This window comes from Natrinema amylolyticum (assembly GCF_020515625.1).
GTDB lineage: Archaea > Halobacteriota > Halobacteria > Halobacteriales > Natrialbaceae > Natrinema > Natrinema amylolyticum.
In genome coordinates, this window is the sequence record NZ_JAIWPJ010000004.1 from 101007 (window position 1) to 124850 (window position 23844).

Annotated in this window: 20 protein-coding genes; 11 read left to right on the top strand and 9 right to left on the bottom strand. The window is 60.8% G+C overall.

Going from position 1 to position 23844, the window contains the following annotated elements; genetic code table 11:
• Window positions 1–72: 72 nt before the first annotated feature.
• Window positions 73–1320, top strand: a complete 1248-nt coding sequence (locus tag LDH66_RS19270; RefSeq protein WP_226482710.1) for an acyl-CoA dehydrogenase family protein — start codon at window positions 73–75, stop codon at window positions 1318–1320.
• A 43-nt stretch (window positions 1321–1363) separates the two neighbouring features.
• Here the strand turns inward: LDH66_RS19270 and LDH66_RS19275 are convergent, their stop codons facing one another.
• The 3 genes from LDH66_RS19275 to LDH66_RS19285 form a co-directional block, all read right to left on the bottom strand.
• Window positions 1364–2893, bottom strand: coding sequence for a class I adenylate-forming enzyme family protein (locus LDH66_RS19275; protein ID WP_226482711.1), 1530 nt, complete (start codon window positions 2891–2893; stop codon window positions 1364–1366).
• 134 nt (window positions 2894–3027) lie between these two features.
• Window positions 3028–4104: a phosphotransferase family protein gene (locus LDH66_RS19280; RefSeq protein ID WP_226482712.1), complete on the bottom strand. Its 1077-nt coding sequence runs from the start codon at window positions 4102–4104 to the stop codon at window positions 3028–3030.
• Window positions 4101–4556 (bottom strand): hypothetical protein, encoded by a 456-nt coding sequence (locus LDH66_RS19285; protein ID WP_226482713.1) that lies wholly within the window; start codon window positions 4554–4556, stop codon window positions 4101–4103. The genes LDH66_RS19280 and LDH66_RS19285 overlap by 4 nt, the downstream gene beginning before the upstream one ends.
• A 341-nt stretch (window positions 4557–4897) precedes the next feature.
• On the opposite strand from LDH66_RS19285, the gene LDH66_RS19290 reads away from it, so the two are divergent.
• Window positions 4898–5806 carry an ABC transporter substrate-binding protein gene (locus tag LDH66_RS19290; RefSeq protein ID WP_226482714.1) on the top strand — a complete coding sequence of 303 codons (909 nt, stop codon included), beginning with the start codon at window positions 4898–4900 and terminating at the stop codon, window positions 5804–5806.
• A 58-nt stretch (window positions 5807–5864) separates the two neighbouring features.
• On the opposite strand, the gene LDH66_RS19295 is transcribed toward LDH66_RS19290, so the two are convergent.
• From LDH66_RS19295 to LDH66_RS19305, 3 genes are all read right to left on the bottom strand, one after another.
• Window positions 5865–6638 (bottom strand): SDR family NAD(P)-dependent oxidoreductase, encoded by a 774-nt coding sequence (locus tag LDH66_RS19295; protein ID WP_226482715.1) that lies wholly within the window; start codon window positions 6636–6638, stop codon window positions 5865–5867.
• Between the two features lie 186 nt (window positions 6639–6824).
• Window positions 6825–7817, bottom strand: coding sequence for an MBL fold metallo-hydrolase (locus LDH66_RS19300; RefSeq protein ID WP_226482716.1), 993 nt, complete (start codon window positions 7815–7817; stop codon window positions 6825–6827).
• A 51-nt stretch (window positions 7818–7868) separates the two neighbouring features.
• Window positions 7869–9566, bottom strand: a complete 1698-nt coding sequence (locus LDH66_RS19305; protein WP_226482717.1) for an acetate--CoA ligase — start codon at window positions 9564–9566, stop codon at window positions 7869–7871.
• Window positions 9567–9778: 212 nt separating this feature from the next.
• Between LDH66_RS19305 and LDH66_RS19310 the strand changes: the two genes are divergently transcribed.
• Entirely contained in the window at window positions 9779–10564 is a 786-nt protein-coding gene (locus LDH66_RS19310) for an SDR family NAD(P)-dependent oxidoreductase (RefSeq protein WP_226482718.1), read from the top strand.
• 210 nt (window positions 10565–10774) lie between these two features.
• Window positions 10775–11719 (top strand): ABC transporter substrate-binding protein, encoded by a 945-nt coding sequence (locus tag LDH66_RS19315; RefSeq protein WP_226482719.1) that lies wholly within the window; start codon window positions 10775–10777, stop codon window positions 11717–11719.
• 73 nt (window positions 11720–11792) lie between these two features.
• Here LDH66_RS19315 and LDH66_RS19320 read toward each other — a convergent pair whose 3' ends face one another.
• Complete coding sequence (locus LDH66_RS19320) at window positions 11793–12968, bottom strand: CaiB/BaiF CoA transferase family protein (protein WP_226482720.1); 1176 nt, start codon at window positions 12966–12968, stop codon at window positions 11793–11795.
• 75 nt (window positions 12969–13043) lie between these two features.
• Window positions 13044–13829 (bottom strand): enoyl-CoA hydratase/isomerase family protein, encoded by a 786-nt coding sequence (locus tag LDH66_RS19325; RefSeq protein WP_226482721.1) that lies wholly within the window; start codon window positions 13827–13829, stop codon window positions 13044–13046.
• A gap of 90 nt (window positions 13830–13919) precedes the next feature.
• Between LDH66_RS19325 and LDH66_RS19330 the strand changes: the two genes are divergently transcribed.
• Complete coding sequence (locus LDH66_RS19330; RefSeq protein ID WP_226482722.1) at window positions 13920–14918, top strand: TIGR04024 family LLM class F420-dependent oxidoreductase; 999 nt, start codon at window positions 13920–13922, stop codon at window positions 14916–14918.
• An 84-nt stretch (window positions 14919–15002) separates the two neighbouring features.
• Complete coding sequence (locus LDH66_RS19335; RefSeq protein WP_226482723.1) at window positions 15003–16229, top strand: acyl-CoA dehydrogenase family protein; 1227 nt, start codon at window positions 15003–15005, stop codon at window positions 16227–16229.
• Here LDH66_RS19335 and LDH66_RS19340 read toward each other — a convergent pair whose 3' ends face one another.
• Window positions 16230–17807, bottom strand: coding sequence for a class I adenylate-forming enzyme family protein (locus LDH66_RS19340; RefSeq protein WP_226482724.1), 1578 nt, complete (start codon window positions 17805–17807; stop codon window positions 16230–16232). It abuts the gene before it with no gap.
• 327 nt (window positions 17808–18134) lie between these two features.
• On the opposite strand from LDH66_RS19340, the gene LDH66_RS19345 reads away from it, so the two are divergent.
• From LDH66_RS19345 to LDH66_RS19365, 5 genes are all read left to right on the top strand, one after another.
• A complete protein-coding gene (locus LDH66_RS19345; RefSeq protein WP_226482725.1) occupies window positions 18135–19046 on the top strand; it encodes an ABC transporter substrate-binding protein in 912 nt (303 codons plus the stop codon).
• 160 nt (window positions 19047–19206) lie between these two features.
• Entirely contained in the window at window positions 19207–20373 is a 1167-nt protein-coding gene (locus LDH66_RS19350; protein ID WP_226482726.1) for an acyl-CoA dehydrogenase family protein, read from the top strand.
• A 203-nt stretch (window positions 20374–20576) separates the two neighbouring features.
• Window positions 20577–22199: an acetate--CoA ligase gene (locus LDH66_RS19355; protein WP_226482727.1), complete on the top strand. Its 1623-nt coding sequence runs from the start codon at window positions 20577–20579 to the stop codon at window positions 22197–22199.
• A gap of 60 nt (window positions 22200–22259) precedes the next feature.
• A complete protein-coding gene (locus LDH66_RS19360; RefSeq protein WP_264182545.1) occupies window positions 22260–22847 on the top strand; it encodes a flavin reductase family protein in 588 nt (195 codons plus the stop codon).
• A 108-nt stretch (window positions 22848–22955) separates the two neighbouring features.
• Complete coding sequence (locus LDH66_RS19365; protein ID WP_226482729.1) at window positions 22956–23816, top strand: alpha/beta fold hydrolase; 861 nt, start codon at window positions 22956–22958, stop codon at window positions 23814–23816.
• Window positions 23817–23844: the final 28 nt, after the last annotated feature.

Below are 23844 nucleotides of genomic sequence, written 5' to 3' on the forward strand. Positions count from 1 at the left end.
GAACGCGTTCCCATGGAACGGCGAACGTCTACGGAGGTAATTTTTTGATGACGTGTGAGTAATCGTACTGCTATGGATATCAGTCCATCAACGGAGCTGCAGTCGTATCTGGATGACCTCGACGAATTCATCGAGAACGAAATCAAGCCGCTCGAGGAGGAACACATCGAATACTTCGACAAACGCCGCGAACACGCACGGACCGACTGGGACTCAGGCGGCGAACCCGACGAGGAGTGGCTAGAACTCCTCCAAGAGATGCGAGAGCGCGCCGACGAGGCAGGGTTCTTCCGGTTCGCGCTCCCCGAGGAGGTCGGCGGCGACGAGGGATCGAACTTCGCGATGGCGGTGATTCGCGAGCACCTGGCGAACAAGGGACTCGGGCTACACAACGTCCTCCAGAACGAGGCGTCGGTCGTCGGCAACACCGTCTTCCCCCAGATTCTGCTCCGGTTCGGAACCGACGAACAGCAGGAGATGATCGAAGACGTCATCACCGGCGAGACGGGCGTCGCCTTCGGGCTCACCGAACCCGACCACGGCAGCGATGCGACGTGGATGGATACGACCGCCGAAAGGGACGGCGACGAGTGGATCATCAACGGTGCCAAACGATGGAACAGCGGTATGCACGCCGCAGAGTACGACCTCGTGTTCGCCCGGACCAGCGGCGAGGACGGTGATGCCGACGGCATCACGGCGTTCCTGGTACCGACGGACACCGACGGCTTCGAGGTCGACTACTTCTGGTGGACGTTCAACATGCCGACCGACCACGCCGAGGTGTCGATCGACGACGTTCGCGTGCCGGATTCGGCAATCCTCGGCGAGGAGGGACAGGGACTGCACATCGCTCAGTTCTTCGTCCACGAGAATCGCATCCGACAGGCCGCGGCGAGTCTCGGTGCCGCGCAGTTCTGTATCGACGAGGCCGTCGACTACGCGAACGAACGGGAGACGTGGGGCAAGCCCATCTCGAGGCGACAGGCCATCCAGTTCCCGCTCGCGGAACTACATACGGAAGCGGAGATGCTCCGGAACACGATCCGCAAGACGGCCCGTCTGCTGGACGACGAGGGCGAAATGGTGACCGAATCGGAGTCGTCGATCAGCCAACTCGTCGCGATGTGCAATTACAAGGCGAACGACCTCGTCTGTCGGGCGGCAGACCGCGCGATGCAGGTTCACGGTGGCGTCGGGTACAGCCGGCATAAGCCGTTCGAGCACATCTACCGCCACCACCGCCGGTACCGCATCACGGAAGGCTCCGAAGAAATTCAGAAGCGCCGCGTCGCGGGCCACCTGTTCGATTTCATCTGAATAGCGCGATACTTGATCGAGCGCCTGCTCGGAAAAAGACCGCTCAGGTGAGGTCTGATTTGAGCACCTTTCCGGTCGGATTTCGCGGCAGTTCCGATCGGAACTCGACCTCTCGAGGCTTCTTGTAGCCGGCGACCCGTTCCTCGACGTGAGACGCGATATCGTCGGCCTCGAGGTCGGTCGCGTCGTCTTCCGGGACGACGACGGCTTTGACACGTTCGCCCCACCTCTCGTCGGGAACGCCGACGACGGCGACCTCGTTGACGGCCGGGTGTTCGTGGATCACTTCCTCGACTTCGGCCGGGTGGACGTTCTCGCCGCCCGAGACGATCATGTCGTCGGCGCGGCCGACGAAGTAGACGAACCCCTCTTCGTCCCGTTTGATGAGGTCGTCGGAAACGAACCAGCCGTCCTCGTCGTACACGTCGTCGGTCTTCTCGGGCATGTTGTGGTAGCCGTCGAACACCGACGGTCCCTTGTACGCCGCGCGGCCGATCTCGCCGCGGGGGAGCCGGTTCCCGGCATCGTCGACGACTTTCATCTCGAGGTTCAGCGACGGCCGGCCGACGCTGTCGGCCTTCTCGAGCGTTCGTTCGGGCGGCAACCGGGTCGCCATCGCCTCCGTCTGACCGAAGCTCTCGACGAGGTCGGTGTCGAACGTTTCGATGATTTCGCGTTTGAGGTCCGCACTCGAGGGCGCGGCGCCCGTGCCGTAGCTCTCGAACGCTGAGAGGTCGTAGTCCGCGACGTCGTCTACCGACAGGAGCATCCGGCTCTGGGTCGGGACGAAGTACGAGGAATTGATCGACTCCTCCTCGAGGAGGGTCAACACGCGCTCCGGATCGAACCCGTCGGTGACGATCGTCGTTCCGCCGACGTAGAGGTTCGTGATGAAGGGAACGAACGCGCCGACGTGAAACAACGGCGTGACGATCAGGTGACGGTTACCCGGCTCGAGGTAGTCGCCCTCGTAGACGCCGTCCGCCGCGAGCGTCAGCAAGTTGTCGTGGGTGAATCGACACCCCTTCGGTCGCCCGGTAGTCCCGCTCGTGTACATCAGCGCCGCCTGATCCTGACGGTCGGGAACGACGTCGACGGCGTCGGCCGACGCGTTCTCGAGGAACGCCTCGTAGGAGCTAGCGAACGCCGGGGGATCCTCGTCCACGGAGAGGAACGTCTCGACGGGAACGATGGGGTCGTCGTGGATGTCGCCGATCGTGTCCGCACCGAAAGCGTCGAGTATCGCGACCTCGGGTCCGCTGTCGTCGAGAACGTAGCTCACCTCTTGGCCTTTGAACCGATGGTTCACCGGCACCGGACGCGCGCCGATCAGCATCGCGCCGACGAAACACTCGAGCGTTTCGACGTTGTTCTTCATATACAACGCGACGGTGTCACCGGCACGGACACCCAGGTCGGCGAGCCCGTTCGCGACCCGAGTAACCCGTGACTCGAATTCGGTGTACGTGTACGCTCCGACTCGGCGTCCGTCAGAACGGTGAACGGCGGCTTCTTGGTCCGGATATTTCCGTGCGTTTCGCTGTACCAGATGACCGACGGTCAGCCCACTCATATGACGATTGTTGACACCCCTCGAGATAGGTGTTACGCCGCGCTCGGTGCGGGGGAGCCCACACTCACCGAGGGATCGACACGCCGCTTATCGATGCGGGTATCGCGAGAAGACGTGGTGGGACCGGTTCGGATTCAGGTACGATCGGCTTCGATCAGATCGAGCATGTCCTCGATCAATCCGGGAACGATGTACTGGAACCAGGCGCTTCGGACATCGTCGCTCTCGCCGGTGTGGAATCGGTACGCGCCGCCGATACCGCTGTTCATCATCCGGAACGCACCGAAGACCCGCCAGTACCGCAGACGATCCGGGTCGATCGTCCGTCCAGTTCGCTTCTCGTACTCGTCGTAGAACCACTCGCGGTCGACGACCGCACCGGCCAAGTTCGGTCGTTCGGTGGGCTCGACGAGTTTCCCGGCGAAGTACCGCAGCGAGGAGTACGCCACGTCGAACATCGGATCGCCGATCGCCGACATCTCCCAGTCGAGCACGGCCGAGACCGACTCGTCGTGGAGTAGCATGTTTCCGATCCGGAGGTCGCCGTGGACGAGCGTCGTTTCGGGCACCTCCGGCTTGTTCGCCTCGAGCCAGTCGATGATCTCGTTGACGGCCGGCTCGTCGACGAGTTTCGTCGCCTCGTAACTGCGTCGCTGCAATTCGAGCGTATCGTCGACGAACGCCTGGGGATCTTTCGTCTCGAGACAGGGGACGTCGTCGCCGTCGAGTTCGTGGATGTTCGCGATGACGTCGACGAGTTGGTTCGGAAGAGGCTTTCCGTCGCGGTCCCAGGAGTCGTACAGCGAGTTTCGATCGCGCGGATCCCAGGTCACTGGTGCCGTTCCCGGCCGGTGGCTGACCAGGAAGAACGGCCCGCCGAGCACCGACTGGTCCGCTTCGAACCAGTAGGGTTCCGGAACGGGAACGTCGACGTCCGCTTCGTACACCGACCGCATGGTCTCGAACTCGGTCTGGATCTCGTTGCGGTAATCGAACTGTCGCTCCTCGCCGTGGCCTGGGTCGACGCGTGCGACGAGCCGTTCGGACCGCTCGGTACCGCCATCAGTCCAGGTGGTCGTAAACGACATCGTCTGCCTGGACCACCCTTCCGTGTGGCGCTCGAGGTCAGTTACCGTAACGTCGCTATCCGCCAATCGGCCGGAGAGGTATGGCTCGAGTTCGCCCGTGATATCGTCCACCTCGAGTGTCATGCCGAATCACGTCCGAGCATTTCGAGTTGTCCCTCGACGCGTACTCGAAGGAAGTCGTAGAGCGGATCCCGTGCCGCCCTGGCGGCCGCGCCGTCGAGTTCCGCATTGATCTCGTCGAGAACGTCGTTACACGCCGAGACGAGTACGGGCTCCAGTTCGTCCCCGTCGGACCCCGAGGCGTCTTCGACGCGTTCTCGCGCGTCTGCGGCCGCTTCTGTGACGGCCGTCGACTCGCAGTCGCGCTCGACGGCTTCGAGCGCCTCGAGCAACGAGTCTCGCTGTCGTCGCGTGAGCTCACGTTGCTGACGCAACTGGTCGGCGAGATACCGCATCGTACTCGACATCGATCCCACCTGCCCGTCGACGAACTCGTCGTCGATCTCCGCCCTAACGTCGTCCTGCAGGAACGACGCGAACTGCTCGATCACCTGCGCAGGTTGTAGGTGTGGCATTCTCTCCCAATAATCGATTGGCACGCAAAAAGATGTTTCGCTCGGCCTACCGTTCGAACGCGATCTCATATTTTATTACTACTATTTATAAGTTATATTAATTAATAAGATTATTGGTGTTCGATAGCGGATAGTGATTTGAATAAGTGCATTAAAATAGATGAATGGTGAGGACTGGAAACATGGTAGAGGATACCAATAATCAGCCAACGCGTCGCCGAGTCCTACAGACGGGCAGCGTCGTCGCAGGAATCGGCATCGCTGGGTGTATGGGAGGCAGCGATGATAGTCTCAGCTACATCAGCCGTGGTGGAGTCACACAGGAAGCGGAGCGGAAGATTATGGAAGAGTGGTCCGAGGAGAGCGGGATCGACGTGACACATCAGGAAGTGGCGGATGACACCGAGATGGTCGAACTCATCGCGGCCAATCCCAACGAGTTCGACTTTACGAACCCGGTCTCGTGGGCGTTCGAGCTCAATCGACTCGAACACGACGAGGAACTCTTCGCGGAGATCGACCTCGAGCAGGTGCCGAACTACGATAACGTCGACGACGCCTGGCACTCCGCGCCGCTCGTCGAAGACAATCCCTACGGCATCTTTTACTACATTTCGACCCAGGGGTTGATCTACAACACTGAACGAGCCGATGTGTCGTCGTGGGAAGACATCAAGGATGACGAGTACGGCGACGAGGTGACGCTGCAAAACAGCGCCGTTTCGCGGTTCGGGAATTCGTGCGCGAGTCTCGGGTACGATATCACGGAAGTCGCGAACGACGACGAGCTTTTCGAAGACGCCATCGATGAAATGGAAGAGCAACACCAGAACGTGTTCACCTACTGGACCGCCGGCGACGAGTTCATGCGCTTGCTCCGGGAGGAGCAAGCCAGCGTCTCCGAAGGGTGGGGCGGACGAGCGGAAAATCTTCAGGAAGACGGCCACCCGGTCGAGTACGTCATTCCGGAGGAGGGCTGTATCACGTGGTCGACCGCGTTCGCCGTCGTGGAAGCGAGCGACAAAAAAGAGGACGTCTACGACCTCCTCAACTTCATCTACGAACGGGAGAACGCCGTCGAGCTGACGCTCGATCACAAGTATCCGATTCCGCTCGAGGACCCGCCCGAGGAAATCACCGAACGCGCCGAGTACACCGAACAGCCGGACGAACTCGTCTGGATCGACTGGTCCGATATCGTTCCGTTACAGCAGGAGCTAGAACAGCGACACAACGAGATTCTGAGCTGACGGGACACACGGTTTACGGAATCCGTCTCAAAAAACGAAGCCGGGGCGAGTGGATTCGTTACTCCTCGAGTTGCGGGACTCCCTGTATCGGAATCGTTTCACCGACGATGTACGACGACGCCGGGCTAGCGAGGAATTGCGCGAGGTCGGCGACCTCTTCGGGGCGACCGATCGTCCGATCGGCTCTCGAGCGATCGATAGCATCGGCGTCGTCGTCGATTCCCATCTGCGTTCGAACGCCTTCCGTCGCGACGAGTCCCGGCGCGATACAGTTGACCCAGACGTCGTCCGCCGCCCAGTCGGCCGCGACCGATCGGGTGTAGTTAATGACGCCCGCTTTGGCCGCGCCGTAGTGGCTCATATTCTTCGAGCCGCGCTGACCGGCGACGCTCGCCACGTTGATGATGTGACCGCCGTCGCCGCCACTCATCTGTTCGTACGCGATCTGCGAACAGTGGAACGTACCGTGAAGGTTGATGTCGACGATCGTCTTCCACCCGTTTTCGCTGATCTCGGCCGGCGACGCCTGAAAACTCGCCCCCGCATTGTTGACGAGCACGTCGAGGCCGCCGAACTCGTCGACGGTCGCACTGACGAGGGCCTCGACGGCAGCGCGGTCCGTGACGTCACACTCGACCGCGAGCGCCTCGCCGGGCGCGTCGCTCCCGTTGATCTCGTCGGCGACCGGTTCGACGTTGCTCGCCTCTCGAGAGGTGACGACGACATTCGCCCCGTTCTCGGCGAACCGTCCGACGATCGCCTTACCGATTCCGCTCGATGAACCGGTAACGATGGCCGTCTTTCCGTCGACGCTGAACTGCGAGATCGTCATTGCGGCACCTCCGCTTCGGCGGCTCGGTCAGACGGGAGACGATTCTGGGTACGGCGTAGCATGTGGTTCGGTACCATCGTTCTGATTTATATGTCACCGCTAATAAAATCTCGCACCGTTCGCCGCGGTGGTCGTCAGATCACCGATCGACAGGGAAGCGATAGCCGCGGTCCGTCGACCGCACGCTCACGCCGGCGAATAGTATCGAACGCCGTCTTCGAGCGTCGAACGGGCTCGACCCCGCGTCTCAAGGTGTGATAGCAACCCGACCATCTCGACGAGTAGTCGTTCGATGTCGTGTTTTCGCCCCGTTCGCTCGGACGCGAGTTCGAATGCCGTCGATCCGTCCAAAGAGAGCGATTCGTGGGTCGTCTCGAGTCGAGACTCGAAGTCGTTGATCGATCGCGCGATCACGTCATCGTATGCGGTGTGCTTCGGGCCGTGGCCGGGGTAGACGCGATCGATATCGTACGTTTCGAGGCGCCGAAGCGTCTCGAGGAACGTCGAGACCGACTCGCGGACGCCGTCGTCGAAGTTGACGAGCAGCGCCGGCGCGCGAAACGGTTCCATCGCGACATCACCGGAGAAGAGCGTTCGCTCGCCGTCGAGTTCGGTGCGATAACAGTACTGCGAGAAGTGGTGGCCCGGCGCGCGTATCGGCTCGACCTCGAGCGGACCGACGTCGATTGACTCTCCGTGGTCGATCCAGACATCGACCTCGTCGAGGGGGAGCAGGTCACGGACGATCCGGTGAAAGCCGACGAGACGCTCGGCCGCAGTGTCGATCACGTCCGCATCGACACCGGCCTCGACGAGGTTCGTGCGCGTCGCCGTCGCGACCGTTTCCATATCTCGCTGGTAGCGCGCTGCTATCTCTCGCGGTGCGTACACGGTCGGCGATCCGCGTTCGAGCAGCGTTCGCAACTGCCCGATATGGTCTCTGTGAGCGTGGGTGAGCAGGACGTGATCGACATCGCCGGGGGCGTGATGAGATGCAGTCAGCCCGTCGGAGAGTTCAGTTCTGGCTTCGTCGCCGGGCGTCCCTGCATCGACGAGGACCGTTTCGTCGTCCTCGACGAGGTACGCAGCCGCGTGTCCCGGTGGCCATTCGACCGTAAACTCGAGTCGATGTACGTGTCGCTCGATCCCGTTCGCAGGCGTTCGATCGGCATCTGCCATGGACTGTCGTTTCGCGAGCAGGATATATAAGCACTTGTCGGCAGTCGCGAATCAGGACGGGTCGAGTCCCTCGCGCTCGCGCAGGTCGAGGCGACGGACCTTTCCCGTCGTCGTCTTCGGCAGTTCGTCGACGAACTCGATCTCGCGGGGATACTGGTACTTCGCCAACTGCGATCGGACGTGGTCTTGGAGCGTCTCTTTCATCGAGTCGGACGCGTCGACATCGGCCGCGAGTACCACGAACGCTTTCGGAATTTCGCCCCGGGTTTCGTGGGGAACGCCGATGACGCCCGAGGAGGCGACCGCATCGTGTTCGGCCAGACACTCTTCGATTTCGGTCGGCCCGATCTTGTAGCCGGAGCTAATGATGACATCGTCGGTTCGGCTCCGGAAGGAGAGATACCCGTCCGCAGACAGCACGCCCAGGTCCTCCGTTCGAAGCCACCCGTCCTGGACTTTTTCCGCGGTGGCATCAGGTCGATTCCAGTACTCCTGAAAACACATCGGGTTTCCGTCGTACTCGAGCGCGATCTCACCGACGTCACCGCGCTCGAGAGGGTCACCCGTCTCGGGGTCCTGAATCCGAACCGTGTGTCCGGGGGCGACTTTCCCCATCTTGCCGAACTGGTGCTCGACGCCGAGCGCCGCGCAGTCGGCGACGAACTGCAGCGCTTCGGTCTGCCCGTAGACCTCGTGTATCACGGCGTTTTCGAAGACGGTCGTCAGTTGTGTGGCCGTCTCCCGATCGAGCGCTTCACCGCCCTGGACGATGACCCGAACGCTCGAGAGATCGTACCGATCCGAGCCGTCGGATTGAATCATCATCCGAAGCGCGGTCGCGGGGCCGCCCGTAGTGGTTACATCGTACCGATCGATCAGTTCGAACTCCCGCTCCGGATCGAATTCGCCGTCCGCGTCGATGACCGTCGGCGTGCCGTAGTACAGCGCCGGGAACAGACTGAGGTACAGGGAACCGATCCAGGACCACTCGACGACGGTGCGGTTGACGTCGTCCGCGCGTACCTCGAGATTGTACTGCCCCATCAATACTGCCGGCAGCGCGCCGAGCATGCTTCGGTGTGGGTGAAGCACGCCTTTCGGATTTCCCGTCGTGCCGCTCGTATAGATCATCATCGCCGGCTCCTCTGCCTCCGTCGAGGCGCTCTCGAACGACGACGACTGTCCCTCGAGGGCCTCCCAGAACGGCGTCTCCTCCTCGGTCGGCGACTCGTCGCCGACGACGAGCGTCGTCTCGAGCGCGTCGATGTCTGCGGCGACGGTCCGAAGCGCCTCGAGGCTGTCGTCGTGGGCGACGAACGCTTTCGTCTCGCTGTCCTCGAGGCGGAACCGCAATGCGTCCGGGCCGAGGAGGACGCTCAGCGGAACCGAGACGGCGCCGAGTTTCCATGCAGCGATATGAGTCACGAGGATCTCGACTCGCTGCGTCCCGCTGACTGCAACTCGGTCGCCTCGGACTACCCCGCGATCCGCCAGCGCGTTCGCGAGTTGGCTGGCGTACTCCTCGAGTTGGTCGAAGCTGTAGCGAGCGCTCGATCCGTCGGTCGAATCGGCAAAGAGTGCGGTTCGGTCCTCGCCGGTGGCCCACCGTTCACAGAGGTAGGTCGCCATGTTGAACGTCTCGGGAATCTCCCACTCGAAGGACTCGTATAACTCGTCGTATCCATCCCACTCCTCGCGGTAGAACCGATACGCGTCCAGTCGCGGTTCGATGTCGCTATCGTCGATCATCAATACTGACGAGAACAACCGTAATCATGTTAAAGTTACTCACACACCGGAGCCAGCGAACAGGTGACCTGTGACAGATATGAGGGCGATAGTTCGGCCTATTCGATTACTGAGACGCGTTCCGTCGGATCGAGAACGACGTTGTCGAGTCCCGCTCGGCGATTTCCTAAAAGGGAACTGTTATTATGGTAGACAGTAACTCACGAAATGGCATGGACCTAGGAATTACCGATAGGACTGCAGTCGTCACTGGCGGCGGTGGACGCATCGGCGGTGAAGATTGTCGCAAACTCGCCGAGGAAGGCGTCAACGTCGTTCCGTTGGATGTCGATGTCGACGGCGCAACGGAAGTCGCCGAGGAGATTAACGAAACTGCCGGCGGCGGTGACGCCATGGCGGTCGAGTGTGATCTCACGGACCGAACCGACGTTAGCGAGTCGATCGATGACGTTCGAGATGAGTTCGGTGGCGTCGACATCCTCGTGAACAACGCCGCGATGGTCGACGCGAGGGCTCGCATCGCCGACTTCGACGACGATGTCTGGGACCGCGACGTCGAGATCAACCTCACGGGGACCTACAACATCAGCAAGGAGGTCTTCCCGAACATGTGCGAACGAGGGTGGGGTCGCGTCATCAACATGTCATCGATGGCGGGCTGGTACGGCGGCTTCGGCCAGTTCTCTTATTCGGCGACGAAAGCGGCGATGATCGGCGTCGGCAAGACGATGGCTCTCGAGGGCGCCCAGTCGGGCGTCACTTCGAACGTCATTGCGCCGAACATCGTCGTCGGAGAGTGGTCAGACATGAGCCCGGACGAACTCCGCGAGAACGTCGATCCTTACTTCGCGCGGATAGCCGAGGCGACGCCGATGCGCGCGCTCGGCGACGAGGCGGACGTTGCCGACATGATCACCTACCTTAGTTCGGAACAGGCCTCTTACGTGACGGGCCAAGTCATCGGCGTGACCGGCGGTGTCGACCTCTTCTCGTTCTAATTTTTCCACTACCTGAGAGTATTTATCTTAATATTTTAGGTCGACAATCTGAGCAGAACGTCTATTACGATGGGCTCTGTCGTACTTAGTGCTATGAGTGGGCATACCACATCCAGCGTCACGCGTCGGCGGGTGCTTCAATCGGGTGCTGTAGCAACAGGTGTTGCAGTAACCGGTTGTCTCGGCGGAAGCGGTGACTCGATACAGTACATGGGACGCGGCGGCGCAACCCAAAATGCGTTCAGGGAACTCGCCGCCGAGTGGGAGGAAGAAAACGATGTCCAAGTCCAGCACATGGAGGTCGCAGACGACGCGGAGATGCTCAGCGTCCTCGAGGGGAACCCCGGCGAGATCGACCTCTGTAACCCCTCTCCGAGCGGGTTCGCACGATTCCGTGACGCCGACGTCCTCGCCGACCTCGATTACGGGGAGATTCCGAACTACGACAACCTCGACGATCCGTGGCACGACGCACCGTTTCTCGAGGGTCACGAGGACGGCGTCTATCGGTACATCTCGACCCAAGGACTCGCGTACAACACCGAACTCGTCGACGAGTTCGATTCCTGGGACGAGATCGAACGGGACGAGTACGACGGGCAGATATCGTTGTTCGCGGGACCGGAGGTCCGCTTTGCCAACGCTGCGGCCGCCGCAGGCATAGATGTCAACGAAATCGGAGACGACAGCGTTTTCGACGCGATCGTCGAGAAAGCCCAAGACCAACACGAGAACGTCTTCCAGTACTGGGCGTCGGGCGATCAACACATGCAGTTCCTGCGCGAGGAACAAGCCCGCATCTCCTCGGCCTGGGGCGGCCGGGTCCTCTCACTGCAGGATGACGGCCATCCGATCGAGTACTTCATTCCCGAGGAAGGGGCCGTCACCCACAGCGAAGGATACGCGATCCCCGCAGCCAGCGAGAAACAGGACACCTCTCACGAGCTCCTCAACTGGCTCTACGAACGCGAGAACTTAATCGAACTCTCGACGAGTATCGACTACCCGATTCCGATCGAAGATCCGCCCGAAGGGATCACCCAATTACCCGATTACACGGAACACCCGGACGATCTCACCTGGATCGACTGGAGCGTGGTATTACCGCACCGGCAGGATATCGCACAGGCGTTCGACGAAATACGCGCCAGCTGAACCGTCGACCGTCGGGGTTCAGTTCGCAAAAACAGCCAGAACGTCGGTGGACCGATGACGGTCGAGTCGACGGTTATCGGATCGCGTCTGCGTCGCGAAGTTCCTCGAGTTCCGCGTCGGTGTATCCCACGGACGAGAGCAGCGACTCGGTGTGTTCGCCCTGTCCCGGCAGCTCTTCGCCCGCTCCCGCGGGCGTCTCGCTCGACCGAGCGGGAAAGCCGATCCGTGGCGGAGCGTCGTCGGGGCGGACGATCATATCCCGCGCGTCCAACTGCGGATGGTCGACCATCTCCGCGGGGCTGTAGACGCCGCCGAAAGCCGCGTCGACGTCGCCGAGCGCGTCTTCCCACTCCTCGCGGGTCCGTTCTTCGAACAGCGCCTCGAGTTCCTCGGTCACCTCTGCGACGGCCTCGGGATCGTGATCCTCGTGAGCGTCGATGAGGTGTTCTTTCCCGACCGCCTCACAGAACGCGCGCCAGAACTTCGGCTCGAGGGCGGCGAGGGTGACCCACTCGCCGTCGGCCGTCTCGTAGCTGTCGTACCACGGGAACGTGCCCGACAGGGCAGTCTGTCCGGGACGCGGTTCCGCGGGGTCGCCGGTAAGTGCCTGATAGGCCACCGACTGGGAAAACGACGCGACCACGTCGCTCATTGCGACGTCGATGTACTCGCCGCCCGTGTTACCGAGTTCGCGCGACAGCAGCGCTTCGGTGATCGCGAACGCCGAGAACAGCCCGCCACTCATGTCACCGATGGGATAACCGGGCATCTGGGGTTTGTCATCGGACGACTCCCGAGTCATATCGAGCAGTCCGGCCAGACCGATGTAGTTCAAGTCGTGACCCGCTCGGTCTGCCCACGGTCCCTCCTGTCCGTATCCGGTCAGCGAACAGTAGATCAGTTCCTCGTTGTACGACCGGAGCGTCTCGTAATCGATCCCGAGACGATCGACGACGCCGGGCCGAAACTGTTCGAAGACGACGTCCGCCGATTCGACGAGACGGTAGAACGCTTCGGTACCCTCGTCGGATTTGAGATCGAGCGAGACGCTCTTTTTGCCGCGGTTGACCATTTCGAAGATGGCACCGACGTCCCGTTCGGAGCGGGGTTGGCCGTGTCGGGCGTAATCCCCGGCGCCTGTGTCTTCGATTTTGATCACTTCCGCACCCGAATCGGCGAGCAGTTGCGTCGCGTACGGGCCCGGAAGCAAGCGTGTGAGGTCGAGTATGCGTACTCCGTCGAGTTGCATAGTCTACGATACACGTTCCCGTACTTCAACATAGGGTTTGGGGACGGTTCGAAAATCGGAGCCGCCGCCGACTCGTTAGCGCCCTTTGAACTCCGGTTCGTAGTCGTCTTCGGCGAACGCGCGGGCGCCCTCCTCGTGATCTTCGGTCGAAAGCAACGGCTCGAACAGTTTGTTGTCGTAAGCGATACCCTCCTCGAGGGTAGTCTGGGTGGAAATCCGTGCGGATTCCTTGATCGCCTGAATCGCAAGCGGCGGCTTCGAGGCGATCTTTTCGGCGAACTCCTGCGTCGCCTCGTCTAGGTCGTCGGGAACACGATTGACGATCCCGAGTTCTTCCGCGCGGGCCGCGCCGATGTGATCACCGGTCATCGCGATCTCTCTGGCCGCTGCGGGGTTGGCCAGTTCGGAGATGAGTTGGACGCCACCGGCACCGGGGATGATGCCCAAGTCGACTTCGGGAAGCCCGAGGCGTGCGTCCTCGTCGGCGAACCGGAAGTCACAGGACATCGCCGTCTCGAGGCCGCCGCCGAGGCAGTAGCCCTCGATTTTCGCGATGACCGGAACCGGAAACTCCCTGATGAACCGGTAGTGCGTTCGTTCCGCGCTGGCGCCGGCGGAGGCGTCCTCGAACTCGGTGATGTCGGCACCCGCACAGAAGTTCCCTTCAGCTCCCTCGATGACGACTGCTCTGAGTGCGATCTCGTCGTCGTTTTGCTCCTCGAGCATCCGGAGGCTCTCGACGATGTCCTGGGTCAGTTGGCCGCTCAGCGCGTTGAGTGCGTCGGGTCGGTTCAGCGTCACTCGCCCAACGCCAGTGTCTTCGTCGAACGCAACCGTCGTCGTGTCTAACGATTCCTGCATACAGGCACACGTCGATGTGACAATACATAACTATGTCGATGGATAGCACAGGTGTAGTTTTATGGGAGTCGTCAGCAACCATACCGTCGTATGACAGAACGAGACGTCTTTCTGCCAGTTGGTGCACAGCCGACGCTCGATGCGCTCGTCGACCAGGCGGTCGCCGCGGAAGAACTGGGATACGACCGGGCGTGGTTCCCGGAATCGTGGGGGCGAGACGCCGTCACGGCGATCGCCACGACCGCGGAACGAACCGATGAGATCGGCCTCGGAACGAGTATCGTCAACGTTTACTCCCGCTCGCCCGCACTGCTGGGACAGACTGCAGCGACGTTACAGGAGTCAACTGACGGCCGATTCCGCCTCGGCGTCGGCCCGAGCGGACCGATCGTCATCGAGAACTGGCACGGAATGGACTTCGGGAACCCCCTTCGACGGATGCGGGAAACGATCGACATCGTCAAACAGGTGCTGACCGGCGAACCCGTGCAGTACGACGGCGAGTGCTTCGAACTCGACGGGTTCAGACTCAGATGTGACGCACCTGAGCCCGCACCACCCGTCGACGCAGCGGCGCTGGGTCCGAAGGCGGTCGAACTCGTCGGACGCTTCGCCGACGGCTGGCACGCGGTCAACTACACCAGAGACGGTATCGAAGAACGACTTGAGGACTTAGCGCGTGGTGCGGACCTCGGCGGTCGCGACGTCGACGACCTTCGTGTTACCCTGTCAGTCGGGTGCTGTGCCCTCGAAGACGAAGAGCGTGCGAACGATCTCGTCGCCCAACATATCGCCTTCTACATTGGCGGGATGGGAACGTTTTATCGAGACAATCTCGCGCGACAAGGGTACGATGACCTCGCGAACGAGATCTACGACGCCTGGCAGGAAGACGAACGCGACCACGCGATCGACTTAGTCAAGTCCGAGCTTCGCGACCAGATGGGCGCCGCCGGCACGCCCGAAGACGCTCGAGAGGAACTGGAACAATTCGAGACCATCGACGACGTCGACGCCGTCTACATCTCGTTCCCACGCGGGGCGACGCCGGAGGAAATCCACGAAACGATGACCGCCCTCGCGCCGTAGATGCTCGGCGGTCGCCAACCGATCAATTTTTTTATATTAAACAGTGGTCTTTATATGGGTATTTCGACAATACTGTAACTGATAATGGCGCAATCAGTAGACGGTAATCCAAGCGTCTCTTTCGGTGTCGATCAGGAAACGGAACTCATCTTGCAGAGTATCGACGAGTTCATCGAGCAGGAAGTGAAACCGATCGCCGACGAACTCGGCGAGACGTTGACTAATCCGCGACTCGGTCACGAACCGAACGGCAGATTGACCGACGAAGTCGTCGAGGCCCAACAGGAGATCCGGCGCAAGAGTGCGGAGGCGGGATTCTACGCGATGAATATGCCCGAGGAAGCCGGCGGGCAAGACGTCTCGGCTATCACCTGGTACCGAGCGAACAAACACGTCGCGAAGTCCGACGTCCCGCTGGCGACGAACGTTCTTGCCGGCCCCGAAGGACCGAAGCCCCTGCTCGCACAGGCGGAGGGCGAACAGGTCGAGAAGTACCTCGAGCCGGCGGTTCGCGGGGAGAAGTCGACCGCGTTCGGACAGACTGAACCCGGCGTCGGATCGGACTCGCCGAACATGGAGACTCGCGCGGAGAAAGACGGCGACGAGTGGGTGCTCAACGGACAGAAGCAGTGGATCACGAACGCCCCCTACGCCGACTTCATTCAGGTGTTCGCGCGGACGACCTCACAGGAGGAAGCCGGCAGACACGGTGGCATTACCTGTTTCATCGTCGAACCCGACGAGTACGAAATCGGCTCGCTGAACAACGCCGTCGGCGCGGAAGGCGTACAGGCCGAAGTCCACTTCGACGACGTCCGACTCGGTGAAGACCGCGTACTCGGAAGCGTCGATACCGCGTTCTACGAAGCGATGTCGTTCCTGGGACTCGGTCGGGTCGAGATCGGGGCGACAGCGGTCGGTCACGCCGAGTGGCTCCTCGACAAGGCGACGGAGTACGCCAACAGTCGGGAAGCCTTCGGCCAAGCGATCGGTAAAAATCAGGCGGTCTCCCACAAAATCGCCCGTGGCCGTGCGAACGTGTTCGCGGCCGATACCGTCGGTCTCAAATGTGCGTGGCTGCTCGATCAGGGCGAGCAAGCGATCGCCGAATCGTCGATCCTGAAATGGTTCGCGACCAATACCGTCTGGGACATCGCCGATGACGTTGTTCAGATTCACGGGGCCAACGGACTGGCCGAGGAGAATCCTTACATGGATCACCTCCACCGCGCCCGTATCCAGCGGATCGTCGAGGGGACCGACGAAATTCAGCTCAACACGATCGCAAAACAGTACGGCGTCGAAACTTAATCAGGATTCCCAGCCGAGAATCTCTCCCTCTTCGCCCTCGAGGGGCTCTTTGAGCACTTTTCCGGTCGGGTTCCGCGGCAGCGACTCGAGGAAGACGAACTCCCTCGGTTTCTTGTAATCCGCAAGTCGGTCGCCGACATAGGTCTGTAGCTCTTCGGCCGAGGGGTCCTGTCCGTCAACCGGTACAATTGCCGCTTTGATGCGTTCGCCCCAGGTATCGTCGGGTACGCCGACGATCGCTACTTCGTCGACGGCCGGATGTTCGTGGAGCGTCTCCTCTATTTCGGCCGGGTAGACGTTCTCGCCGCCGGTGATTATCATATTGTCGGCGCGGCCGATGAATTCGACGAACCCGTCTTCGTCTTGGCGGACCAGATCGCCCGACACGAAAAATCCCTCGTCGTCGAAGACTTCCTCAGTTCGGTCGGGCATCCCGTAGTAGCCGTTGAACATCGTCGGCCCGCGGTAACAGACCTGTCCGATTTCCCCGGGTTCGACCTCTTCGCGGGTTTTAGGGTCGATAACCTTGAACAGAACGTTGATAACCGGTTTTCCGACGCTGTCCGGATGGTCAAGCGCTTGGCTCGGCTGGAGGAGCGTCGTCGTCGGCGACATCTCGGTCTGTCCGAACGCCTCCTGCAAGTCGGCGTCGAACGCTTCCGAGACCGTCTCTTTGAGTTCTCTTCCCGACGGTGCAGCGCCGATTCCGAACTCCTCGAACGCCGAAAGATCGTAGTCCTCAAAGTCGTCTACTGCCAACAGCGCTCGAGCCATCATCGGAACGAAGAAACCGGAGGTCACTGCCTCCTCCTCGATCACGTCCATGACTCGGTTCGGTTCGAACCCGTCCATCAGGACGGTCGTCGCACCCGCGTAGTAGTTGTTGACAAACATCCCGAACGCGGCGATGTGAAACAGCGGCGTCACGATCAGTCCGCGTCCGTCGACGTTGACGTCGCGTCCCTCGAAGGCTTTCTCGACGATCCCGTTGACTGTCATCTGGATGATGTTGTCGTGGGTGAGCAGACAACCCTTCGGATCGCCGGTCGTCCCCGAGGTGTACATCAGCATCGCCTCGTCGACTCGGGAAGAGACGATTTCGACGGGGGCCGTCGCAGACTGTTCGCGGAAGTCGACGTAGTCGTCGGCGTAGTCGGGTCGGCCTTTCCCGTAGAACAGCATCTCGTCAGGCGTAGCCGGTTCGTCGTGGATTTTGTCGACAATCTCCGCGGCGTGATCGTCGAACAGGAGCAGGTCCGCGTCGGAGTCCTCGAGGACGTATCGCACCTCATCGGCTTCGAACCGGTGGTTGACCGGCACCGGCAACGCGCCGATTCGCATCGCGCCGAGGTACATTTCGAGCGTCGGAATCGAGTTCGTCGTGTAGACGGCGACTTTGTCGCCTTGTTCGATGTCTCGATTCCGCAATCCGTTCGCGACCTGATTGATCCTTTCGTCGAAGGTGGCGTTCGTGACGGCGGTTCGTCCCCCGTCGACGGGGGTCATAACGATCGCTTCCTTTTCGGGGAACTTGTACGCGTTCCGCTCTGCAAGCCAGCTAAGAGTCAAACCTTGCATGGTAATCGCAAACACTCGTTCCGACATAGGTATTACGGTCGACACGATGCGTCCGACTTGACGACCGGTGGGGTTCTATAGGAATCAGTGAAAATCCATTGACGGACGGTCTAAGAACCCATCACCGGAGATAGGTTTATGTACCATCATGTGGTGAACCCACTCATGTCCAATGTTGACAAGCAACAATCAATAACACGGCGACAGCTGTTGAATACCGGTATAGTTGCGGGCGGTCTCGCGATAACCGGTTGCGTAGGTGGCAGTAGTGACTCAATCGCATATATCAGCCGTGGTGGTGCCACACACAATGCCGAACGCGAGGTAATGGCCGAATGGTCGGACGAATCCGGTGTCGACGTAACGCATCAGGAGGTCGCAGACGACACCGAGATGCTCGAGCTCATTTCGGCGAATCCCGAGGAGTTCGACTTCACGAACCCCGTCCCCGCGGCGTTCGCCCAGCACCGACTGTTGTACGACGAAGAACTGTTCACCGAAATCGACTACGGCGAGATTCCGAACTACGACAATATCAAGGATTCCTGGCAGGAGGCGCCGTTTCTCCAGGGCCACGACTACGGGACGTTTTACTACAACAACTCGCAGGGAATCGCCTACAACACCGAGCACGCGGAGCCAACGTCGTGGGAGGACGTCAAAGATCCGGACCACGAAGGCTCACTCACGCTCCACGACAACGCCATCGCGAGGTTCGCGAACACGTGTGCGCAACTCGATATCGATCCGGGTGAAGCGGCCAACGACGACGCGTTGCTTGACGAGGTGTACAACGAAATGGAGGAGTTACACCAGAACGTCTTCACGTACTGGGCGGCCGGTGACGAGTGGATGCGACTACTACGGGAAGAGCAAGCGCACGTCGTGGAAGGGTGGGGTGGCCGAACTGAAACGCTCGAGGAAGACGGCAATCCGGTAAGCTACGTCATTCCTGAGGAGGGGTGTCTCACCTACGCAACCGCATTCGCCGTCGTCGAGGAGAGCGACATGAAAGAGGAGGTGTACGATCTGCTCAACTTCCTCTACGAACGGGAGAACGCCGCCAGCCTGTCACTCGGACACAACTATCCAGTGCAACTCGAGGATCCGCCCGAAGAGATTACCAATCGGTACGATTACGTCGAAGATCCGGACGATGTCGTCTGGTTCGATTGGGAACAGATTCTTCCGATACAGGACGAACTCGAGCAACGGTTTAACCAAGTCAAGTCGCAGTAAGTCCATCCGTGCGCCCCTGTGTGGTGTGTACCTCGAAAGTTGTCGGCGCTCGTCTCGGACGAGAGCGCGAGTATTTCTGAGTGCCCACGGTGATTAAATAGTCAGAAGAGTCCATCGTATTATGAGTTTGTTTTATGGTATAGCCTGCTAAGGAACTAATATGCCTACGCTCGAGACAGATGTCCACGAACTGATTCGCGATTCGGTACAGGACCTCGCTGCCGACTTCGATTCGACGTATTGGCGCGAACACGTCGAGGAGAAACGCTTCCCCGAGGAGTACTGGGAGGCGCTCGCAGACAACGGATGGCTCGGTGTCGCCATCGACGAGGAGTACGGCGGCGAGGGAATGGGGATGCACGAGATGGCGATGGTCATCGAGGAGTTAGCACGCGGCGGCGGACAGGGCGGGATCATCTTCATCCTGACGCCGGTTTTCGGCGGGATCAGCATTCAACGCCACGGAACGGACGAACAGAAGGAAGCGTACCTGCCACAGATCGTCGACGGCAACCTCAAGTTCTGTATGGGGCTTACGGAACCGAACGCGGGAACGAACACGCTCTCGATAGAGACGACTGCCGAGCGAGACGGCGACGAGTTCGTTATAGATGGCGAGAAGACCTTCATTAGTAGCGTCGAAACCGCTGACGAAATGTTGTTGGTCGCTCGAACGTCACCGTTCGATCCGTCGAATCCCGTCCACGGCGGCACGCTCTTTCTCGTCTCCGAACCGGCCGAGCGCGACGCGATTTCGCTGTCGAAGCTCGACACGGCGGTACCGTGGTTCGAACACCAGTACCAGGTCACCATCGACGGACTCCGCGTCCACGAGGACGACATCCTGGGAACGGTCGATAACGGATTCAAACTCATGTTCGACACCCTCAATACCGAACGCATCGCCGGCGCAGCCAGCGCGCTCGGTGGCGGACTGCGCGCGATCGACCTAGCGGTCGACTACGCGAACGATCGCGACGTCTTCGGACAGCCCATCGGCTCCCATCAATCGATCCAGCATCCCCTCGCCGAGTCCTACGCCAAACTACTGGCCGCTCGAGAGATCACGTACAGTGCGGCCTCGAAGTGGGATTCCGGCGAGGACTGCAGTATGGAGACCAACGCCGCGAAGTTACTGACGAGCGAATTCAGTACCGAAGCGGCGTCTCGAGCGATCCAGACCCACGGTGGGAACGGGTTCACGAAAGAGTACGAAGTCTACCAGATCTGGCAGAATTCGCGTCTCACGCAGACGGTACCGGTCTCGAACGAAATGGCGAAAAACCACATCGCAGAGCATCACCTCGGACTCCCGCGATCATACTGAGTCGGTACCGGATCAGAGAGAAAGATATCTTCGCCACGTACCGAGTTGGCCGCTACCGTACACCACAGATAGCATTACTCGCCGGCGTCCTCGAGACAGGATTACGGCACGACACTCGAGTACGAGATCGGCGGTCGCAGTAACCAGTGTTTCAAATCGTGTCGAGCGAAAAACCTATACCGGATACAGTAATCTGGTAACACGTGCCATACAACGACGCATACGAGGCCGTAGCCGATCTGTACGACGAGGAAGCGGGCTGGGAAGAACACGCCCACGTCGGCGACAAAGAGTCGTTCAACGTGGCTACGGAAGCGCTCGGCCGCCACGGTAATTCGGACGAGACGGGTCTGCGAATCCGCGACTTCGGGAGCGGCGAGACGGAAACGTACACGTTCGCCGAACTCGACGCCGCCGCAAATCGGGTCGCCAACTATCTGAGCGAACACACCGACCGCGGCGCCCGTATCGGTGCGAAATTGCCCACGCAGTTCGAACTGTACGCCGTCGTCTTCGGAACGATCAAAGCCGGACGAATCTACCTTCCGCTAGCTCCCGTCTTCGGACCGGACGCGCTGAACTATCGACTCGAGGACTCACGAGCGTCGGTACTGTTTACGACCGAGAGCGGCTGTGAGATCGTCGACGCGGACCTGCCAGCCCTCGATCGGATCGTCACGGTCGACGGTGGGTCCGTCGACGGATCGACGATCGTCGACGACTACGACGCCGTTCGAGAACACGACGACGCCTTCGACGCCGTCGAGACGCATCCGAACGATCCGTTCACCCTCACGTACACCTCGGGGACGACGGGGTCGCCGAAGGGCGTACTGAGTCCGCACCGCGGCCCGGTCGAACTGCACGCGTACACCGAGTACGTAGTCGACTTGCGTCCCGACGACGTTTACCTGGTCGCCGCGTCGCCCTCGTGGTCCTACGGCCTCAACATGGGCACGATTATGTCGGGCGTCCGCGGGACAGCGATCGGCTGCTACCGCGGTCAGTTCGACCCCCTCACGTTCTTCGAAACCCTCGAAGAGTGGGATGTCGACAACGCGATGATTCCGCCGACGGCCCTTCGCCAGTCCCGAGCCGCCGGCATCGACTTGAGCGAGTACGATATCGATCTCCGGGTGCTGATTTCGGCGGGTGAAGCGCTCGATCAAGACACCGTCGACTGGTGCGAGGAGGGGCTCGGCGCACCGCCACAGGACTCCTACGGCCTCACGGAAGGTGGTATGGTCGTCTGCAACTACGCGTTCGACGACTGGGAGGTCAAACCCGGAAGCATGGGACGGACGATTCCCGGCACCGAGGTCGCACTGCTTGACGAAGACGGAAACGAAGTCGAGCAGGGCGAGGTCGGCGAGATCGCGATCAAACGCGACGACACCTCGACCGGAACCTACTGGGGCCGCCCGGAGAAGACCCTCGAGACGTTCACCGGCCTCTGGCTGCGGACCGGCGACCTCGCACGACAGGACGAGGACGGCTACTTCTGGTACGTGAGCCGCGCCGACAACGTCATCATTTCTTCGGGCTACCGAATCGGCCCCGAGGAAGTCGAGGAAACCTTGCTGAACCACCCTGCGGTCGAAGAAGCTGCAGTCGTCGGCAAGGACCACGACACGCGCGGCGAAATCGTGGCGGCGTACGTGACGCTCGTCGACGATTACGAACCGTCAGCCGACCTCGAGGACGAGCTCAGCGACTTCGCACGGGAGGAGCTCTCGAAACACGAATATCCACGCGAGATCGCGTTCATCGATGAGCTCCCGAAGACGGCGAGTGGAAAGATCAAGCGGGCCGAGCTCGGGGATTGACCGTCGCACGTACCGAAACTCGTTTGTCGCCTGTTCACAAGAGACAAGGTAGGGTCACAGATGCACATCGACCCTCACGAAGATTCTCACTCGGTGTACCGGACGTTGACCGGACTCGTCGTTCCCCGTCCGATCGGTTGGATTAGCACCCGCAGCGAAGCGGGTGTCGACAACCTCGCACCCTACAGTTTCTTCAACGTCGTCAGCGTCGATCCACCGATCCTCATGTTCTCCCCGGTCGACAGGCCGGACGGCCTCACGGATACCACGGTCAACGTCCGGGAGACCGAAGAGTTCGTTGTCAACCTCGTTACCCACGAGTTTGCGGAGGCGATGAACCAGACCAGCGCCGAACTGCCGCCGTCCGAAAGCGAGTTCGACCATGCAGACCTTGAGCGCGCACCCTCGAAACGCGTCGAACCGCCGCAAGTCGCGGGGGTGGCCGCCGCATTCGAGTGCGAACTGCACGACGTCCTCGACGTCGGCTCGAACTCGCTCGTACTGGGAGAAGTCGTTTGGGTCTCGGTGCGTGACGACATTACTACGAGCGGAAAGGTCGACACGGCGAAACTCGATATCATCGGACGCCTCTCCGGAGGGTCCTACGACAGAATCGACAATCGGTTCGAGATGGAGCGACCGGACTGATCCATGCTCGCGGTCCTGAGACCGGCTGGAAACGGATCGCTGAACTTCCTCCCACTCGTTTTCAGGAGGATGCAAAGAGTGAACTGTTCTCATACCAATGACTAGTGCATGTCCGACTCGGACGGAGTCGACGAGATAACGCATGGTACGGAACGCGTCAACGACGTTTCGATACATTACGTGACCGCTGGATCGGGGCCGCCGCTGGTCTTGCTCCACGGCTGGCCACAGACCTGGTACGAGTGGCGAGATGTTATCCCGTCGTTCGCTGCCGATTACACCGTTATCGCGCCTGATCTGCGGGGAATGGGCGATTCGGGGACGCCCCAGTCGGGGTACGACAAGGACACCGTCGCGACGGATATCCGGCAACTCGTTCACGCGCTCGGGTACGGCGACGAACGTATCGCGCTCGTCGGTCACGACTGGGGGATGCCGACGGCCTACGCCTACGCGGCCCAGTATCGAGAGGAGGTCGCCGCGCTCTGCGTCCTCGAGGCAGGACTCCCGGGCGTCCGCGAAGACGAAAAACGTCACTTCTGGCACACCCGGTTTCACGGCGTTCAGGACCTGCCGGAGCGACTCGTCGCCGGTCGGGAACGACTGTACCTCGAGTGGTTCTACAAGGAGGGCGCGTACGATCCCTCCGCGATCGATTCGGACGCCCGAGGCGAGTACGTTCGCTGTTACTCCCAGCCCGGCGGACTTCGCGGGGGCTTCGAGTACTACCGCGCATACGACGACGACGCCGAGAACAACGCGGCCCACGCCGAAACGCCCCTCGAGATACCGGTACTCGCACTCGGCGGTGCGGCGTCGTTCCGCAGCCTCCCGATCGAGGATATGAACGCGGTCGCCATCGACGTCGAGGGAGAGGTCTTCGAGAACGCCGGTCACTGGATCCCCGAGGAGCGCCCTGAGTACTTCGTCGAACGGGTCGGTTCGTTTCTCGAAACCGCGATGGAGTAAGTCTCGGTCCGAAAAAGGAGAGTTGTAC

Coding starts and splice junctions, on each gene's coding strand:
- LDH66_RS19270 (WP_226482710.1), top strand. CDS start 73: ATGGATATCAGTCCATCAACGGAGCTGCAGTCGTATCTGGATGACCTC.
- LDH66_RS19275 (WP_226482711.1), bottom strand. CDS start 2,893: ATGAGTGGGCTGACCGTCGGTCATCTGGTACAGCGAAACGCACGGAAA.
- LDH66_RS19280 (WP_226482712.1), bottom strand. CDS start 4,104: ATGACACTCGAGGTGGACGATATCACGGGCGAACTCGAGCCATACCTC.
- LDH66_RS19285 (WP_226482713.1), bottom strand. CDS start 4,556: ATGCCACACCTACAACCTGCGCAGGTGATCGAGCAGTTCGCGTCGTTC.
- LDH66_RS19290 (WP_226482714.1), top strand. CDS start 4,898: ATGGAAGAGTGGTCCGAGGAGAGCGGGATCGACGTGACACATCAGGAA.
- LDH66_RS19295 (WP_226482715.1), bottom strand. CDS start 6,638: ATGACGATCTCGCAGTTCAGCGTCGACGGAAAGACGGCCATCGTTACC.
- LDH66_RS19300 (WP_226482716.1), bottom strand. CDS start 7,817: ATGGCAGATGCCGATCGAACGCCTGCGAACGGGATCGAGCGACACGTA.
- LDH66_RS19305 (WP_226482717.1), bottom strand. CDS start 9,566: ATGATCGACGATAGCGACATCGAACCGCGACTGGACGCGTATCGGTTC.
- LDH66_RS19310 (WP_226482718.1), top strand. CDS start 9,779: ATGGACCTAGGAATTACCGATAGGACTGCAGTCGTCACTGGCGGCGGT.
- LDH66_RS19315 (WP_226482719.1), top strand. CDS start 10,775: ATGGGACGCGGCGGCGCAACCCAAAATGCGTTCAGGGAACTCGCCGCC.
- LDH66_RS19320 (WP_226482720.1), bottom strand. CDS start 12,968: ATGCAACTCGACGGAGTACGCATACTCGACCTCACACGCTTGCTTCCG.
- LDH66_RS19325 (WP_226482721.1), bottom strand. CDS start 13,829: ATGCAGGAATCGTTAGACACGACGACGGTTGCGTTCGACGAAGACACT.
- LDH66_RS19330 (WP_226482722.1), top strand. CDS start 13,920: ATGACAGAACGAGACGTCTTTCTGCCAGTTGGTGCACAGCCGACGCTC.
- LDH66_RS19335 (WP_226482723.1), top strand. CDS start 15,003: ATGGCGCAATCAGTAGACGGTAATCCAAGCGTCTCTTTCGGTGTCGAT.
- LDH66_RS19340 (WP_226482724.1), bottom strand. CDS start 17,807: ATGCAAGGTTTGACTCTTAGCTGGCTTGCAGAGCGGAACGCGTACAAG.
- LDH66_RS19345 (WP_226482725.1), top strand. CDS start 18,135: ATGGCCGAATGGTCGGACGAATCCGGTGTCGACGTAACGCATCAGGAG.
- LDH66_RS19350 (WP_226482726.1), top strand. CDS start 19,207: ATGCCTACGCTCGAGACAGATGTCCACGAACTGATTCGCGATTCGGTA.
- LDH66_RS19360 (WP_264182545.1), top strand. CDS start 22,260: ATGCACATCGACCCTCACGAAGATTCTCACTCGGTGTACCGGACGTTG.
- LDH66_RS19365 (WP_226482729.1), top strand. CDS start 22,956: ATGTCCGACTCGGACGGAGTCGACGAGATAACGCATGGTACGGAACGC.